Origin of the sequence: Desulfomonile tiedjei, from assembly GCA_016212925.1 — a bacterium.
Taxonomy (GTDB): Bacteria; Desulfobacterota; Desulfomonilia; order Desulfomonilales; family Desulfomonilaceae; genus JACRDF01.
Map to the genome: position 1 here is coordinate 19,305 of JACRDF010000029.1, position 16,261 is coordinate 35,565.

Here is a 16,261-nt window from a genome sequence, read left to right on the forward strand (position 1 = left end):
CGTTCGGTAAAGTGCCATTGTCAATGCGCATCAGGCAGGTTGGGGAATCACTTTCGGCAAGGGTGGTGTGAGATGGACTTTAGTGGAAAAGATCTTATATCCATGAACGATTTGACCCGCGAGGAGATCGACGCGATCCTTCAAAAGGTCCCCATCGTTCAAGATCATCCGGAAAAGAAGCAGCTTTGCAGAAACAAGGTCTCTGCGATGCTGTTTTTCGAGCCCTCGACTCGTACACGCACTTCTTTCGAAGTGGCCATGCGCAACCTCGGAGGGAAGGTAGGCGGATTTTACGACGCCAGCATCACCTCGGTGACCAAGGAGGAATCACTCTGGGACACGGTGAAGATGCACGACGGATACGGCTTCGACGTAATGGTTATTCGACATCCGTTGAAAGGGGCGGCAAGATTGGCTGCTGAAGCGGCCGAAATCCCTGTGATCAACGCGGGCGACGGCCCGAATCAACATCCCACACAGACGCTGCTGGACCTTTACTCCATCAAAGAAACTCAGGGTAAAATAGACGGCCTGACCATAGCAATGGTCGGCGACCTGGCAAACGGGCGGACGGTCCACTCTCTGACAGAAGCCCTCCTCAAATACGACGATTGTCGGATGATTTTTATTTCTCCCAGGGACCTTGCCATGCCACGGTCCTTGATCGACAAGTGCAGAAAGGGTTGGGCCGAACGAGGCGCCACCTTCACGGAGGGAAGCAGAATAGAAGATTTCATCGCGGAAGTGGATGTGCTGTATATGACCCGTATTCAAAAGGAAAGGTTCGAAGAACGATCGCCTCTTGCCGAGAAGTTCAGGAGCATCTATAGGCTTGAAGCCGCCATGTTGAAGGCCGCTAAGCCTCACATGAAGGTGATGCATCCCCTGCCCCGGGTAACGGAGATCGCCCCGGATGTTGATGCCAGCACTCACGCATACTACTTTCAGCAGGCCCGAAACGGACTCCTTGTCCGTGAGACATTGCTTGCCTTGATCCTGGGGGTCGTCAGATGAACGACAGGCGGATAACCATTGCCAAGATCAACACAGGGATAGTGATAGACCACATCCCCGCAGGTAAGGCATACCTTATCTCGCAGGTGCTGGGTCTAAATGCCCTGGCCCGCGAAACCGGCGATATCATTGCCATAGGAATTAACTTTGAGTCGCCCTCCATGGGCAAAAAAGACATAATCAAAGTCGAAAACCTAAGCCTGTCCCGAGACATGCTGAACGTGGTTTCGCTTATTGCTCCTCATGCCACCATCACTCGAATAGCAGACGGAAAAGTCATAGAAAAACACAAAGTGGAGATCCCGAGCGTCGTGGGTGACATCGTGATTTGCCCGGACAGGTTCTGTGTGACCAACCACGAGGAAGTGCCGGGCCAGTTCTATATCGTCGATCATGAGCCTCTCACCTTGCGATGCCATTACTGCGAATCGGAATTCTTCGGACCGTTGATCAAATATAAAGAGAAGACGTGATTGCCGGCAGAAATCAGGCCAATGGATCGCAAGCAATTCGCAGGGTTGGAAGGTCATGGTGGGGCAGGCGGGACGCCTGCCCCTAAATAGACAGGCAGGATGCCTGTCCCACCATGAACAGAATTCCCCTTGTTTGGAAGCGAGTTGATATAACACCTTCTCCGCGGAGGCCTCATCGTGGCCGATCTGACACTCTTGGCCGAACTGCTGAAAGGGGTGGAACCCTGGAACGCATGGCGTGAGGCGCACCCGGAGATAGAGGAGCCTGACCTGAGACTCATCGACATCACAGCGGATGAATACAAAGACACGCCGCTATATACTAAGGACGCTAAAGGCCGGCCCGTCATCAACCTAGAGAGAGCGAACCTTCAGGGCGCTCACATCAGCGGTGCGAACGTGCAAGGTTCCATTCTGTATCAGGCGAACTTGAGCGACGCAATTCTATTTGACACGAATATGCAGGGCGCAAAATTGATAGAAGCAGACCTTCGCGGCGCTTATCTTTTACTGGCAAATCTCTCCGGCGCAAACCTTTGGGCAGCGAACTTACAATTGGCAAATCTGGAAAAGGCTAACCTGGAAAATGCTGATGTTACGGACGTTCGTTTCTCACGCGGCTCTCGCCAACGCAAATTTCAAGGCATTCGCGTCTCCACGTGCTACGGCAACCAAATCTTCAAGAGCTTTGCGCAGGACCAGGATTATATAGAAACAATGAGGGCGTCGGGACGATGGGGCGCGCTTGGATTCTGGATTTGGTACATCTTTGCAGATTGTGGCCGATCTTTCTGGGTGTGGGCCGGTTGGGCGCTGGGGTCAGCCACCTTATTCGGATATCTTTTCTACTTTTGGATAGGGCCTGAAAATTTTGTCGTCGATCACCTGCCGAAATGCGAACTCTCTACCATGATCTACTACAGCATGGTCACGTTCACCACGCTCGGTTTCGGAGATGTGAAGCCGATATCAGTAGGAGCGTCAGCCCTCGTTATGGTGGAGGTGTTGTTGGGATACGTGATGCTGGGAGGACTTATCTCAATTATGGCAAACAAGTTGGCCCGTCGGAGTTGAGGCGCAACCGCCCCTACGAAACAATTTGTCACGGGCAATGCCTTGACCTGGGCACGGCACGCCGTGCCCCTACGAAAACGCCTGTTCCGGCGCCGCCCAACGTACTAATTTGGCTGAAGAAACAGGCTCGGCTATTGCCCCGCCTCTGAGGAGGCTGGGCAATAGCCGAGAATTGCAGGAGTTTTTGAAGAGGGGTCCGGGGAGGGACTTTTTGCAAAAAGTCCCTCCCCGGAATCTTTCCTTCTTTCTTCTTCTTCTCGTTCTCTCTCTTAGTACATGCCGCCAGGGGGCATTCCGCCGCCCGGCATTGCGGGAGCTTCTTTCTCTCTGGGTTTTTCCGCGACCATGACCTCGGTGGTCAGCATAAGGCTTGCAACCGAAGCCGCATTCTGGAGCGCCAAACGGGTGACCTTGGCAGGATCGAGCACGCCGTTCTCCATGAGGTCTTCATACACCTCAGAAGCGGCATTGAAGCCGAATGCGCCCGTCTTGTTCATGACCTTGTCCACAACGATGGAGCCGTCATGACCTGCGTTCCATGCAATCTGCCTGATCGGCTCTTCGAGGGCTCGACGCACGATCTTAGCGCCGACTAGTTGATCGCCTTCCAGTTTGAGCTTGTTTATCGCGTCGATGCATCTCAGGTACGAAACACCGCCACCTGGGACCACTCCTTCTTCGACCGCGGCACGAGTCGCGTTCAGAGCGTCCTCAACGCGGGCCTTCTTCTCTTTCATCTCGGTCTCGGTCGCTGCGCCGACATTGATCACGGCCACACCGCCAACCAGTTTGGCCAGTCTTTCCTGGAGCTTCTCCCGGTCGTAGTCGGATGTGGTCTCGTCGACCTGCGTGCGGATCTGTCGCACACGACCTTCAATAGCTTCCTTGGCGCCCGCGCCGTCGACTATGGTGGTGTTGTCCTTGTCGATGGTCACGCGTTTGCAGCGTCCGAGGTCATTGAGGCTAACGTTCTCGAGTTTCAATCCGAGATCCTCGGAAATGACCTGGCCGCCGGTGAGGATCGCGATGTCTTCCAGCATTGCTTTCCTGCGGTCACCAAAACCCGGGGCCTTTACGCCGCACGCGGTGAGAGTGCCTCTCAGCTTATTCACGACCAAGGTTGCAAGAGCCTCGCCTTCTACATCTTCGGCCACGATAAGCAGCGGCCTTCCCATCTTGGCCACTTGCTCCAATAGCGGGAGCATGTCGCGCATATTGGAAATCTTCTTTTCGTGTATCAGTATGTACGGCTCATCGAGGACCACTTCCATGCGCTCGGGATCGGTTACGAAATAGGGAGACAGGTACCCGCGGTCGAACTGCATGCCCTCAACCACTTCCAGGGAGGTCTCCATAGCCTTGGCTTCTTCAACGGTAATGACGCCCTCTTTGCCGACCTTTTCCATGGCCTCGGCAATGATGTTGCCGATGGTGGGGTCGTTGTTCGCGGAAATTGTCCCTACTTGAGCGATCTCCTTTTTGTCTTTTGTCGGTTTGGAAAGCGTTTTCAAGTTGGCCACAACAGCCGTCACGGCCGCGTCGATGCCCCTTTTAAGATCCATGGGGGATGCGCCCGCTGTCACCATTTTGATGCCTTCCCTATAAATGGCCTGAGCCAAAACCGTTGCGGTGGTGGTACCGTCACCCGCGACGTCGGAGGTTTTGGAAGCTACCTCCTTGAGCATCTGAGCGCCCAGGTTCTCGAACCTGTCTTCGAGTTCGATTTCCTTGGCCACTGTGACACCATCTTTGGTTACTGTTGGAGAGCCCCAGGACTTCTCCAGGATGGCGTTGCGGCCTTTGGGCCCCAAAGTGGACTTCACCGCGTCGGCCATGATGTTGACGCCTCTGAGAATCTTGTCCCTGGCCTGTTGCTCGAACATGATTATCTTAGCAGCCATTTATAACTCCTCCTTGAGTTTTTGTATTTTTGGCTTAATTTGCGTTGGATCATTAGCGGGCGCTTACTTCTCGACCAATCCCAGCACGTCATCCTCTTTCATGATGAGGTACTCGACGCCTTCAACTTTGATCTCGCTGCCGGAATATTTCCCGAAAAGGATGGTGTCGCCTTCTTTGAGTTCCAAGGGAATGACTTTTCCGTCTTCAGTGCGTTTTCCCTTACCGACGGCGATGATTTTGCCCTGTTGGGGCTTCTCTTTTGCTGTGTCGGGGAGTATAATTCCTCCCTTGGTCACTTCCTCCGATTCAACCCTTTCGACAAGGATTCGATCGTAGAGAGGACGAAATTTCATGTTTCTACCTCCTGGTTGTTGAGTCTGTAGTACGAGCGCTGGAGATTTTAGCACTCTCTATATGTGAGTGCCAATATGTGGCTCGCTTGTCAACCCCCACGCGGAAAAAATTGCAGATTTATCCTTTTCTTACACGAGCGCGGGAAAACTGATTTGGTTGTAACTTATTTGTATTAGACATGTTTCTTGACAGCACCCGTTGGAGGTCAGGGCACGAGATTTTTTTTCACGCGTCGGTTTGAGCTATTCGAGTCCCTATCGAGACCGCTTGTGTCACCGGGAGAGTAGATGAAGAGAGCCATTACCTGCCCTCATTGCGGCCATGAGGTCTTCCAATATCGCAACCCGTTGCCCACCACGGACATAATCATACGCGTTGCGGGCGGCATTGTTCTTATTAACAGAAAAAATCCGCCATACGGATGGGCCATCCCTGGCGGATTCATAGACTACGGGGAAAGCGCGGAAGCCGCGGCTGTCCGTGAAGCCATGGAAGAAACATCGCTTGCGGTCACGGACTTGGAGTTGGTGGGGGTCTATTCCGACCCGCATCGAGATCCGCGGCATCACACCTTGACCGTGGTTTTCACCGCGCGCTGCGAAGGCGTGCCTCGTGCCGCGGATGATGCCCTGGAACTGGGCGTCTTCACTCAAAATAATCTGCCATCGCCCCTGGCTTTCGATCACGCCAAGATCCTGATGGACTTTTTTTCGTCCAAGCGGTGGTAGGCTCTCTTGTCGCTTCCCGGTCTATTAGGACCATTGGTTGCATGTCACGGCTGGAAGCGTTATCCTTTTTGCATACATGAATTGAGGTCTTCTTCATGATCGGAATATCCAAGCTCTATTGCGGCGCTGTCGAGGCGTCGGACCCACTGCGATACGGCCGACGATCCAAAGAGCTGCCGTCGCATCTGCTCCAGTTCTCAGCGGACAAGAAGCCCGTGGTCGTCTGGAACGTTACCAGACGCTGCAATCTGAAATGTGTCCATTGTTACTCCCAGTCCGAAGACACCAATTACCGCGGCGAGCTTTCTTTCCACGAAGGGAAAGCCCTGATAGACGACCTGGCTGAGTTTGGGTCGCCTGTAATCCTGTTTTCAGGCGGTGAGCCGCTAATCCGTCCGGACATCATGGATCTCATTCGTTACGCCGCGGGCAAAGGCCTGCGAGCTGTTGTTTCCACCAACGGGACGCTCATAACCGCAAAGCTCGCCGAGCAATTGAAAGAAATCGGACTTTCTTACGTGGGTATCAGCCTCGATGGCCTGGAAAATGTCCACGACGCGTTTCGGGGCGTCCACGGAACCTTCGCCCGGGTGATGAACGCAATCAAGAACTGCCAGGACGTAGGCTTGAAGGTTGGGCTGCGCTTCACAATTAACAAGCGGAACTTTCAAGATATTCCGGGCATCTTTGATCTGGTTGAGGCAAAAAAGATCCCCCGAATATGCTTCTATCACCTCGTTTACGCGGGCCGCGGGACTGAACTAGTTAACGAGGACCTGAATCATGCACAAACCAGGGAAGTCGTCGATCTTATCCTCGATCGCACCAGGAAACTGCACGACATAGGCTTGCCTGTGGAAGTCCTTACCGTTGACAACCACGCGGACGGCCCGTACCTGTACCTCCGTCTAAAAAAGGAAGATCCGAAACGAGCCGAGGAAGTCCTCAAGTTGCTGCAAATGAACGAAGGCAACAACTCCGGCCGCGGTATAGGCTGCGTGTCATGGGACGGGGCTGTGCACGCGGACCAGTTCTGGCGACACCACAGTTTCGGCAACATTCGCGAGCGGCGTTTCAGTCAAATCTGGACCGATACCTCTGACGAACTCCTCATGAGGCTCAAAGAAAAGAAAAAATACGTTAAAGGCCGATGCGCAGAATGCCGCTGGCTGGACATCTGCGGCGGCAACTTTCGCGTCCGAGCCGAAGCAATACACGGCGATGTCTGGGCTCCCGACCCCGCATGTTACCTAACAGAAGCAGAGATTTCTTGAATGTAATGGGGGGGTAAACTTTTTTGCAAAAATGTTTCCCCCCGCACCCCCCTTCAAAAAACTCTATCATCTGTTGATCTTGAAGTTTCTGGTCTATCTGGCAGCTCTCGAGCTTTCTCACGGAGAGAATTCTGAAGGCCCACGCGGCACTCTTCAACAACGAGGCCCGTAACGAATTTACTCACGACCGGTAATTGTTGACATTGTACGCTCGACCCTGTCAGATTGCCTGAAGAATTCCGAATATGATACCAGAGGCCTGCGCAATTTCTAACCGCGCAGGCGCAATTTCATGTCTACGTGGTCTTGCCCTTGCCCAAAGGCAAGGGCAACGAGATGTGGGAGTTTTTGGGGAGGGGTCTGGGGAGGGACTTTTTGCAAAAAGTCCCTCCCCAGAAACTCTCTTCAAAACTCTTACGTCCTAGGGCGGCTTGTATCATGCTTTATGGCGGGCATGTTAAGGTGTTGGAGGATATTGGGTTTCTAAAGGGTCTGGGCTTTGATTTTGGTGAGCTGGTCCTTTGGAATGCAAAATCCAGGAAGCTCTGGAAGTCTTCAGGGTTGAAGAATGACTTGAGTGACGGCTTTTTTCTCCTGGCCCACGGACCAAATGAGGGTCCTCCGAATGATTTGGATAACTTGTGGAACAAATGCTATCCGGCTCTATGTAAGACCATTGATGTGGCAGGCCAGTTGCGGATCAAGCTGTTGGTAATTCATCTGTGGATGGACCGGCGTTTCGTGAAACCTGCTGTTCGCGAAGAGAAGAAGCGGGTTTTAAGAGAACTGTGTGACTATGGCATGGCCCGCAAGGTATTGATCTGCCTGGAAAACCTTTCCGAAGATGCCGAAGATTTGGCCGCTGCGCTGACTGCGGTTTCGGGCCTTGGCCTCACGCTCGATGTGGGCCACGGCCAACTGCTAGCGGAAACCAACACCTCGTTTCGAATCATAGACGAGCTTCTCCCTTTTATTAAGCATGTTCACCTTCACGATAACAAAGGAGGCCTGGGCGTTGCCGATGACCTTCACCTTGCCATAGGCGACGGGGTTGTCGATTTCGCCGGGATCCTTGGCGCTCTCGTTGCGAAGGGCTTCGATGGAACCATGACCCTGGAAGTAAAGAAGGAAGTCTTGTGGAATTCTTGCGAGATAGTGAAGGACCTGGTCGGACAGACTTCTAATCTGAGGAAATGTAAGTCGACCTGTTCGGCTCAATTGTAGTGAGAGGGCTTCTCTTCAAAGGGTGAGCCCAAGAGATTTTTGCAGAAAGTTCCACCCCACAGATCTCTAAAGTGATACATTGCCTTCATGGCAGCCGACTCCAAAACACAAGCCGTTCAAGGCCATATCGTCCGTATAGCGTCTGAGCCGCGACCTGCCCCGCGAGGTGGGTACATGTTTCGCGGGGTCGAGCTGGTCGCTGACGCGGACAGCGATCGGATATTCTTGATGTTTCCGGAGTTCTGCGGGAACGAAAACTACGAGTTTCCATTGCTGTGCTGGGAAGGGGCGCGGGTTGCCGCGTTCAATCTTGAAGTCAACAACCGACTGGACGATGGTAGCGTCATTTACACGGTGACTCCTGACAGCGACCTGTTGCTGGAACCCTTTCGCCCTGTGAGTGTAACGGAAGCTGTGGAGGGCGCGGGATGCGTTTGGTCGGCCGACGTTCGATTCCGTGCAGGTCCTGATGAGCCTTTCTGGATGGCTAAGGGCAAGCTTGTTCACAGCCTGTTCGAACAACTCCTCTGCAATCCGTCTACATCGGCCCGGCAATTTCAGGAGGTTTTCAAGAGATCTCTGCCAACCATCAAAAGAATACTCCCCGGCTCGAGCGTCTGGGTGACAGAGAAAGAGTTGAAGGCCGAGGCTGGAACACATTTCAACAACCTGAAATCATGGTTGAAAGATAACGGGAAAGGCCTTTCTGCTGTGGAAGTGGAGGTGGATCGGGTTTCAGCCCGGTGGGGACTAAAAGGCAGGGCTGATGCGATCTTTCACAATGGAGAGCGTGGAACAATAGTTGAACTTAAGTCCGGCAGATTCGCGGCCGATGATCATCTGCTGCAACTTTTCGCCTATCTGTTGCTCTTTTTCGATGAAGGGAAGAAGGCAGAACTTGATGGATGCGTCTTGTACTCTGCCATAGGAAGGCTCGAAAAGCTTCAGAGACCTCAGAACCATTGGAAAAGAACCATCCTGCTGGGCCGCAACCGGATCATATCGCTGAAACACTCGTATACGCTGAATGGCCTGGGATCGTCCGATGATCAAACCTGCGGCCGGACCGGGAAATGTTTTGCCAGGCCGTCGTGTCAGAAGATTTTCGGCAATTCCGGAAGTACGGAATCTCTCCTGACAGGAAAAGACAGGGAGTATTACGAGCGCTGGTTCAGGCTCTTGTCGATTGAGTCATGGGCTCAGGAAGGGAACTTCTCCCGTATTCTGGACTCCGGGACGCTCAACGAGCGACTGGAGGAAGAGGTCACGCTCCAGGTAGAACGTCTGGAGATCTTAAATAATGGGGAAGCCGGCGCGAAGGCGGCCGGTGAAGTTGATGACTCCGCGATCCTTGCCGATTCCTTGAGCCCCGATTGGGAAACCGAAAACCCGTTGGTGGGAGGCTCGGTCGAAGTCCTGCTGTTCGTCGACAGAGCCCAGGTGGACATAGGCCCGGGAGAAGAAATCATTCTTCACCGAGGTGATCCCGGCTCGCGACAGGCGGTCCGAGGAAGAGTGACGGGCTGTGACAGCGGTCGAGTCACGGTGAACCTTAAATTCCCCTATCAGTGCGCCCCTAATGATGGGTCTCAACTTGCCGAGTTGATGCGCGAAAATCAAAGTTGGCTCCTGGACCGCATACCATTCTCAAGGGGGCCGGAGATCTCCCGCCATGCACTCTTTAACTTCTTCTCCAGAGGCGATTCCCGGATAGTTAATCTGGTCGTCCACGGGGAAGCTGAACAGCTCGCCGAATCGCCCGGTCAAGAGGGCCGTGAAGCCGGGCACGTCCCGAGAATTTCTTCGATCCAAGGCCAATCAGAGGATTCGCGCGATGATCTTTGTTTTTCCGAGGGCCTGGATTGTGAGTTGAACGAAGATCAAGAGGCAGCGATCAATGCCGCGCTTGAAACGGACACCTATCATCTCGTTCATGGCCCACCTGGCACAGGCAAGACAAGAGTGCTCGCCCGGCTCATCAGGATCTGTCTGGATCGAGGCGAGCGCTTATTGGTGGCTTGTCCCACGAATGTGGCACTTGACCGACTGCTTATCGGGTTGATGGATCTTGGCGTCAAGGACTTCCTTCGCATTGGGGGCCGGACGAGCGTTTCCAGAGAATTCCTGGACCGCTTGGAGCGACTGGGCAACCCCCCTATCCTCTTGGAGGATCTCACCGGTTTGGATTGCGGTTTCAAGGAGTTCAGGAAGAGAGTAAGCGACATCAAGCTCATAGGAGCCACGGCGTACCAATGCACGGCTCATCCGATCTTCCTGCGCAAGAGGTTTGACCGGGTAATAGTTGATGAAGCCGGACAGTTGGATGAACCGTCCACCTTGGGGCCTCTGTCGCTGGCTCTAAAAGTTGTGCTGGGCGGAGACCATCTCCAACTTCCCCCGATTGTGCAGACTCGGCCGGAAAACTCAGCCTTTCCAGGCGATGTCGGCCTTGAGCAATCCCTTTTCGAGCGTCTTTACAACTCCTCGCGGCCGAAGAGGATCTCTTCATTGAGGATGCAATATCGGATGAACAGGGAAATCCAGGACGTCCCCTCTCGGCTCTTCTACGAGGGCAGGCTCCTCCCGGCACCCGAAGCCGCGTGCCGCCGATTGAGCACTAAACCGGGAGTTTCCGACGACGATCGTATAAACAGGATAATAGATCCGGACATCCCGGTGGTCTTCGTAGATGTGGAGGGGGCGGACAGCGGGAAGGCAAGGCCCGAAGAAGCCGCGGTGGCGTGCAACATATTGGAAAGTTTGGTGGAAAGCGGTGTGCCCGCAAGCGAGATTGGTGTGATCACGCCGTACAGGGCTCAGCAGGCTTTGATTCGAAGACACATCTCGAACAGTCGCTGCCGCAATTCGTTTTTCTCGGTGGACACCGTGGACCGTTTTCAAGGAGGCGAACGAGAGGTCATAATACTCTCTCTTGCCAGGTCTGACGAGGTAACCTCCTTTCTGGCTGATAGGAAGCGCCTGAACGTGTCTCTGAGCCGTGCCAGGTCCAAACTTATACTGTTGGGGCACGGGCCGATTTTAATGGACCATCCGCTCTTTGTCTCGTTGCTGGATGGACTGGAACGAGTCACAGTCAAATCGGGGTGATGGTAAACATGACAGCAAAAAAAGAGACGATTTATCTAATTGACGGCAGTTCATACATTTACAGAGCTTACCACGCCACAGGAGGGCTCTCAAACTCCAAGGGATTCCCGACAGGCGCTGTATTCGGTTTCACCAACATGATTATGAAGACCTTGAAGGACAAGGCGCCCAGATACATTGCGGTAGTCTTTGACGCCAAAGGCCCCACCTTCAGGCACGAGAAATTTCCCGAGTACAAAGCCAATCGTCCGTCAATGCCTGAGGACCTGAAGGTCCAGATCCCCTTGATTCACCAAATTGTTGAGGCATACTCCCTGCCCTCTCTTTCCATAGAGGGGTTCGAGGCGGACGATGTCATCGCAACCATAGCTAATCAGGCCAAAGAGAAAGGCTGGGATGTTGTTGTCGTCTCGGCCGACAAAGACCTGATGCAACTGGTCGGTGCCGGAGTTGTGATGTGGGACCCGCAGAGGGACATGGTCTACGATCCTGAGGCGGTGCAGAAGAAGTTCGGGGTGCCGCCGACTCAACTCTTGGACCTTCTGGCGCTTATGGGAGACAGTTCTGATAACGTTCCGGGTGTTCCAGGTGTGGGCCAGAAAACCGCGACCTCTTTGATACAACAGTTCGGTTCTGTGGAAGGCGTTTATTCTCGCGTGGACGAGGTGCAACAGCCCAGGATCAGGAGTAATCTTGCGGAGAATCGCGACAAGGCATTTCTCAGTCGGGACCTGATATCTTTGAACTATGAGACGCCGGTTGGAAAGGCACTGGAAGACCTCGTTCCAGGCGAGTACGACACGGAACGGCTCCGAGAGATATTCGGGGAGCTGGAATTCAAGAAGCTTATGGGCGACCTTCCCGCACAGAAAACCCTCGATTTTTCAGGTTATTGTGTGATCGCCGCCCTGTCGGAATTGAAAAAGTGGGCCACCAGCCTGCAGGAAAAGGGAAAATTCGCGGTGGATTTGGAGACCACCTCCGAACAACCTGTCCGCGCCGACCTGGTGGGAATATCGCTCTGTGGCGAAGACGGGCAAGCCTGTTACGTACCGGTCGGCCACGTCAAAGGCACCCAGTTGCCGAAAAAGGACGTGCTGGACGTTCTACGCCCGATTCTGGAAGACGAAGATATCGAAAAGGTCGGCCAGAACATCAAGTACGACATGATCGTCCTCAAAAAGGAAGGAGTCGAGATAAGAGGCATCAAATGCGACACAATGCTCGCATCTTATCTTCTTGATCCTTCTCGGCGGGGCCATTCACTGGACGATCTGGCACAGGTGTTTCTGGAACACCGTATGATCGGCATCAAGGAGCTTATCGGCACAGGAAAAGGCCAGATCCTTTTTTCGCAGGTGGATATTCCCCAAGCCGCAGAGTACGCGAGCGAAGATGCGGACGCGACATGGCGCGTGGCCTCGATTCTCTGCCCAAGAATAGATCAGGAAGGTTTGGGGGATCTGTTCCGCAATGTCGAGCTGCCCTTGATTCCTGTCCTGGTAGACATGGAACTGGCCGGCGTGCGTGTGGACACAACCTATTTGCAGGAGCTTTCGGGAGAATTCGGTAAAGTGCTCGAGGAGACTGAAAGCCAGATTTACCAGATCGCCGGAGAGTACTTCAACATCAATTCTCCCAAACAACTGGGTGAAATCCTTTTCGAGAAACTGGGGCTAAAGTCGGTAAAGAAAACCAAGACCGGCCTTTCCACGTCGCTGGAAGTGCTCGAACAGTTGGCGTTGGAGCATGACCTTCCGGCCAAGATCCTCGAATATCGCTCGATTTTCAAGCTCAAATCCACCTACGTTGATGCGCTTTCGACCCTGGTCAACCCGGTGACCGGCCGGATACACACATCGTACAACCAGGCAGTGGCAGCTACAGGACGACTGTCCTCGTCCGATCCCAATTTGCAGAATATCCCTATTAGAACCGCGGAAGGCCGCAAGATCCGGCGGGCCTTCATACCCGAGGACGGGCACGTGTTTGTGGCCGCGGACTATTCCCAGATCGAGCTTCGGGTCATGGCACACCTTTCCGGTGACGAAAGGCTTAGGACGGCGTTTTCCGCAGGGGAGGACATCCATGCCATTACAGCCGCAAGTGTGTTCGGCTGTTCCCCTGCTCAGGTCACTCCCGAAATGAGGCGAAAGGCCAAAGCGATCAATTTCGGGATTATGTACGGCATGGGGCCGTTCAAGCTCTCCAGTCAGATCGGAGTGGGCCTTAAAATGGCTCGCAAATACCTGGACGATTATTATGAGACCTATTCCGGCGTGAAAAAATACATGGAGGAAATCCCGGAACAAGCAACCAAAGACGGATTCGTTACCACCATACTGGGGCGAAAGCGCTTTCTGCCGGACCTGAACAACCCCAACAAAATCGCCCAACAGGCAGCTAGAAGGGTCGCTATAAATACCACGACTCAGGGGAGTGCAGCGGATCTGATGAAACTCGCCATGATTCATGTTCACAAGGCGCTCCGAGACCGCGGCTTGCCGGCACGCATGATCCTGCAAGTGCACGACGAGCTGATCCTGGAGGTTCGAGCCGACGCGGCTGACGAGACCGCGGAAATTCTGAAAAAGAAGATGGAACAGGTCTATCCACTGGCCGTGCCTCTCGTGGTCGACGTGGCCACTGGTAAAAACTGGGCCGAGGCGCATTAGGTGAAGGAGATTCTGGGGGAAACTTTTTTGCAAAAACTGCTGCGCGCAGGGCGACAACCCGTCTTTAGACTGGCTCAACCGCTGTCCTGAACGTGGGCAACTCGAAGGAATGTGTGGCCGCCCGCCGAGGGCACCCCAGACCCCCTTCAAAAAACTCCTATATCTTGTTTAGATATGCGCCTCGGCTTCGACGCCTTGTATACTGTTTCTCTGAAGTTCTTGCCGAGTGGTGCATTCCAGTCGTCCCGGCGAAAGCCGGGACCCAGGTTCTCCTGGATCCCGGCTTATTGTCTGGTTCCCAGGCTCCGCCTGGGAACCAGGATTTTGTTGTCACGGTCGTGGCGACACTGCGTGAACAGGAGCAAATTATATGGACGGTTCGTTTGAGGCATGGATACTCACGGTAGGCAACGAAATAATCAACGGCGTTATCACCGACACCAACCGGGAAGCCATTTCGCGGGAATTAAGGTCAGTGGGTATTACCGTAAAAGGAATGTCCTCAGTGGGAGACGACCCGGCACTCATCGCTGACGCCCTTGGCATGGCAATGGAACGGGCTCAAGTGACCGTTGTCTCTGGAGGCCTGGGGCCAACGGAAGATGACAAGACCTCGGCGTCGGTCGCAAGCTTCCTGGGGGTTCCGTTGCGGTCCGACCCGGAACAACTTGCGCGGATAGAGGAACGCTTCCGCCAGTGGAGCCGGCCTATGGCAGCCACAAACGCCAAACAGGCTCTGTTCCCTGAAGGGGCCATCCCGATTCCCAACGATTACGGGACCGCTCCCGGATTCCTGATCGAGAGACAAGGGCGGATAGCTCTGTTCTTTCCGGGCGTCCCGAGGGAATTGATAAGAATGCTGCGGGAACGAGGCATTCCGGCCATAGTGGAACGTTTCGGCGTCTCGAAACAGGTCTTCAAGACGAAAACGCTTAATGTCTATGGCCTGTCTGAATCCAAACTGGGAGAGATCCTGTCAGACGTGGCTCGTGACGAGGACAACTATCACCTCGCTTTTCTACCAAGATTTCCCATAATTAGACTTCGCATGGATGCTAGTGCAGGAACGGCTGAGGAGGCTGAGCGAATTCTGGTCTTAAAGCAGACGGTACTGAACGAAAGGCTGATAGAGAATATAATCTCCGATGCCGGCCGGTCCATGGAAGAGGTCGTGCTTGAACTCCTCGAGAGCAAGGGTCTCACCTTGGCCCTGGCTGAATCTATAACCGGCGGCATGATCGGGGAAATGATCACCAGAGTGTCAGGTAGTTCGCGGACCTTCATGGGATCAACTGTAAGTTATTCCAATGAATTGAAAGTTGATGTGCTGGGCGTGTCCGAACAGACAATCCGGACTTACGGGGCCGTGTCCCACCGCTGTGCACGCGAGATGGCTGAAGGGGCCAGGAAAGTCGCCAAGGCGGATGTAGGCCTTTCTGTTACGGGCGTTGCGGGTCCGGATGGCGGAACACCGGAAAAGCCGGTCGGCACCCTTTTCCTCGGCCTGTCAACGCCGGACCTTACGACCAGTAGAGGCTTCCTTCTGCCGGGAGCGCGAGAATGGGTCCGCACCCTGGCCGCAATGCAGGCGCTCGATCTCTTGAGGAGACACTTACTGGGTTATCGTGTTTACGGAACAGAGGAAGAGTAGGATAATCGGTAACAAATGACAAATACATCACAGAAAAATGACGGGGAGCGTCGCCAGGATTCTTTGATTTCCGCACAAGAGAATCGCGAAATGTTCGATCACATATCCGGTTATTACGACGGGACGAACCGGATTCTTTCTTTTGGACTTGATGAACACTGGCGCCGCCGCGCTGTGTCACGACTCGCTCCGGGTCCCGGCCGCACGTATCTGGATATCGGGTGCGGCACAGGGGACATTGCTCTGGAAATTCTGAAGCAGTGCCCGGAGAGCAAAGTCATAGGCATTGATCAATCGGACGGCATGCTCGGCGTGGGGCGAACAAAAATTCGCGGAGCCGGATTGGAGAACGCTATTTCGCTGGTCCTGGCGGATGTCCTTGACCTGCGTTACGAGGATAATTCCTTCGATGGAGCTATCACTTCATTCTGTATAAGAAATGTCACCGACAGGCGTCGCGCGTTAAATGAAATCCACAGAGTCGTTCGCCCCGGCGGCCTGCTTGTGATCCTGGAACTCACCGAACCTCAGGGACTGTTCATGAAACCTATGTTCAAGCTTTACGCAAAGGTTGTGATGCCCCTGGTGACAAAGCTGCTATCCTCTGTATCTGCTTATCGTTATCTCGCCGACTCAATGGCGGACTTTCCGAGCCCTCAGTCGGTTTTGGATATCATGAAAGAAACCGGCTTTGAGGACCTCAAGCACGGCCACATGACTGGCGGGATCGTGACACTTTTTGCGGGGCAGGTGAAGAGTTGAGGATCGAAGTCGTAACATCTGC

The 16,261-nt window shown here is 53.9% G+C and carries 12 protein-coding genes; 10 read left to right on the top strand and 2 right to left on the bottom strand.

Annotated elements, in window-relative coordinates:
- Nucleotides 1-72 precede the first annotated feature (72 nt).
- The 3 genes from pyrB to HY913_12725 all read left to right on the top strand — a co-directional run bounded on the left by pyrB (nucleotide 73) and on the right by HY913_12725 (nucleotide 2,561).
- Entirely contained in the window at nucleotides 73-1,014 is a 942-nt protein-coding gene (gene pyrB, locus HY913_12715; GenBank protein MBI4964134.1) for an aspartate carbamoyltransferase, read from the top strand.
- The gene (locus HY913_12720; GenBank protein MBI4964135.1) at nucleotides 1,011-1,487 is read left to right on the top strand and encodes an aspartate carbamoyltransferase regulatory subunit; all 477 of its coding nucleotides are present in this window, start codon (nucleotides 1,011-1,013) and stop codon (nucleotides 1,485-1,487) included. Before pyrB ends, HY913_12720 begins: the two co-directional genes overlap by 4 nt.
- A gap of 177 nt (nucleotides 1,488-1,664) precedes the next feature.
- Nucleotides 1,665-2,561: a pentapeptide repeat-containing protein gene (locus HY913_12725; protein ID MBI4964136.1), complete on the top strand. Its 897-nt coding sequence runs from the start codon at nucleotides 1,665-1,667 to the stop codon at nucleotides 2,559-2,561.
- A 269-nt stretch (nucleotides 2,562-2,830) separates the two neighbouring features.
- On the opposite strand, the gene groL is transcribed toward HY913_12725, so the two are convergent.
- Entirely contained in the window at nucleotides 2,831-4,462 is a 1,632-nt protein-coding gene (gene groL / locus HY913_12730; GenBank protein ID MBI4964137.1) for a chaperonin GroEL, read from the bottom strand.
- 63 nt (nucleotides 4,463-4,525) lie between these two features.
- Nucleotides 4,526-4,816, bottom strand: coding sequence for a co-chaperone GroES (gene groES / locus HY913_12735; GenBank protein ID MBI4964138.1), 291 nt, complete (start codon nucleotides 4,814-4,816; stop codon nucleotides 4,526-4,528).
- Nucleotides 4,817-5,104: 288 nt separating this feature from the next.
- On the opposite strand from groES, the gene HY913_12740 reads away from it, so the two are divergent.
- From HY913_12740 to ubiE, 7 genes are all read left to right on the top strand, one after another.
- Entirely contained in the window at nucleotides 5,105-5,545 is a 441-nt protein-coding gene (locus HY913_12740) for an NUDIX hydrolase (GenBank protein MBI4964139.1), read from the top strand.
- Between the two features lie 95 nt (nucleotides 5,546-5,640).
- Nucleotides 5,641-6,819: a 12,18-didecarboxysiroheme deacetylase gene (gene ahbC, locus HY913_12745; protein ID MBI4964140.1), complete on the top strand. Its 1,179-nt coding sequence runs from the start codon at nucleotides 5,641-5,643 to the stop codon at nucleotides 6,817-6,819.
- Nucleotides 6,820-7,257: 438 nt separating this feature from the next.
- On the top strand, nucleotides 7,258-8,043 hold the full coding sequence (locus HY913_12750; GenBank protein MBI4964141.1) for a sugar phosphate isomerase/epimerase: 786 nt from the start codon (nucleotides 7,258-7,260) through the stop codon (nucleotides 8,041-8,043).
- Nucleotides 8,044-8,217: 174 nt separating this feature from the next.
- Nucleotides 8,218-11,151 carry an AAA family ATPase gene (locus HY913_12755; protein ID MBI4964142.1) on the top strand — a complete coding sequence of 978 codons (2,934 nt, stop codon included), beginning with the start codon at nucleotides 8,218-8,220 and terminating at the stop codon, nucleotides 11,149-11,151.
- 8 nt (nucleotides 11,152-11,159) lie between these two features.
- Nucleotides 11,160-13,826 carry a DNA polymerase I gene (polA, locus tag HY913_12760; protein ID MBI4964143.1) on the top strand — a complete coding sequence of 889 codons (2,667 nt, stop codon included), beginning with the start codon at nucleotides 11,160-11,162 and terminating at the stop codon, nucleotides 13,824-13,826.
- A gap of 370 nt (nucleotides 13,827-14,196) precedes the next feature.
- Complete coding sequence (locus tag HY913_12765; GenBank protein MBI4964144.1) at nucleotides 14,197-15,477, top strand: competence/damage-inducible protein A; 1,281 nt, start codon at nucleotides 14,197-14,199, stop codon at nucleotides 15,475-15,477.
- A gap of 90 nt (nucleotides 15,478-15,567) precedes the next feature.
- Complete coding sequence (gene ubiE / locus HY913_12770; GenBank protein MBI4964145.1) at nucleotides 15,568-16,239, top strand: bifunctional demethylmenaquinone methyltransferase/2-methoxy-6-polyprenyl-1,4-benzoquinol methylase UbiE; 672 nt, start codon at nucleotides 15,568-15,570, stop codon at nucleotides 16,237-16,239.
- Nucleotides 16,240-16,261 lie beyond the last annotated feature (22 nt).

What these genes read in the sequence shown, in the direction of transcription:
- groES (MBI4964138.1), bottom strand. Translation starts at nt 4,816, where the DNA reads ATGAAATTTCGTCCTCTCTACGATCGAATCCTTGTCGAAAGGGTTGAA.
- HY913_12720 (MBI4964135.1), top strand. Translation starts at nt 1,011, where the DNA reads ATGAACGACAGGCGGATAACCATTGCCAAGATCAACACAGGGATAGTG.
- ubiE (MBI4964145.1), top strand. Translation starts at nt 15,568, where the DNA reads ATGTTCGATCACATATCCGGTTATTACGACGGGACGAACCGGATTCTT.
- HY913_12755 (MBI4964142.1), top strand. Translation starts at nt 8,218, where the DNA reads ATGTTTCGCGGGGTCGAGCTGGTCGCTGACGCGGACAGCGATCGGATA.
- HY913_12765 (MBI4964144.1), top strand. Translation starts at nt 14,197, where the DNA reads ATGGACGGTTCGTTTGAGGCATGGATACTCACGGTAGGCAACGAAATA.
- polA (MBI4964143.1), top strand. Translation starts at nt 11,160, where the DNA reads ATGACAGCAAAAAAAGAGACGATTTATCTAATTGACGGCAGTTCATAC.
- HY913_12750 (MBI4964141.1), top strand. Translation starts at nt 7,258, where the DNA reads ATGCTTTATGGCGGGCATGTTAAGGTGTTGGAGGATATTGGGTTTCTA.
- groL (MBI4964137.1), bottom strand. Translation starts at nt 4,462, where the DNA reads ATGGCTGCTAAGATAATCATGTTCGAGCAACAGGCCAGGGACAAGATT.
- HY913_12740 (MBI4964139.1), top strand. Translation starts at nt 5,105, where the DNA reads ATGAAGAGAGCCATTACCTGCCCTCATTGCGGCCATGAGGTCTTCCAA.
- ahbC (MBI4964140.1), top strand. Translation starts at nt 5,641, where the DNA reads ATGATCGGAATATCCAAGCTCTATTGCGGCGCTGTCGAGGCGTCGGAC.
- pyrB (MBI4964134.1), top strand. Translation starts at nt 73, where the DNA reads ATGGACTTTAGTGGAAAAGATCTTATATCCATGAACGATTTGACCCGC.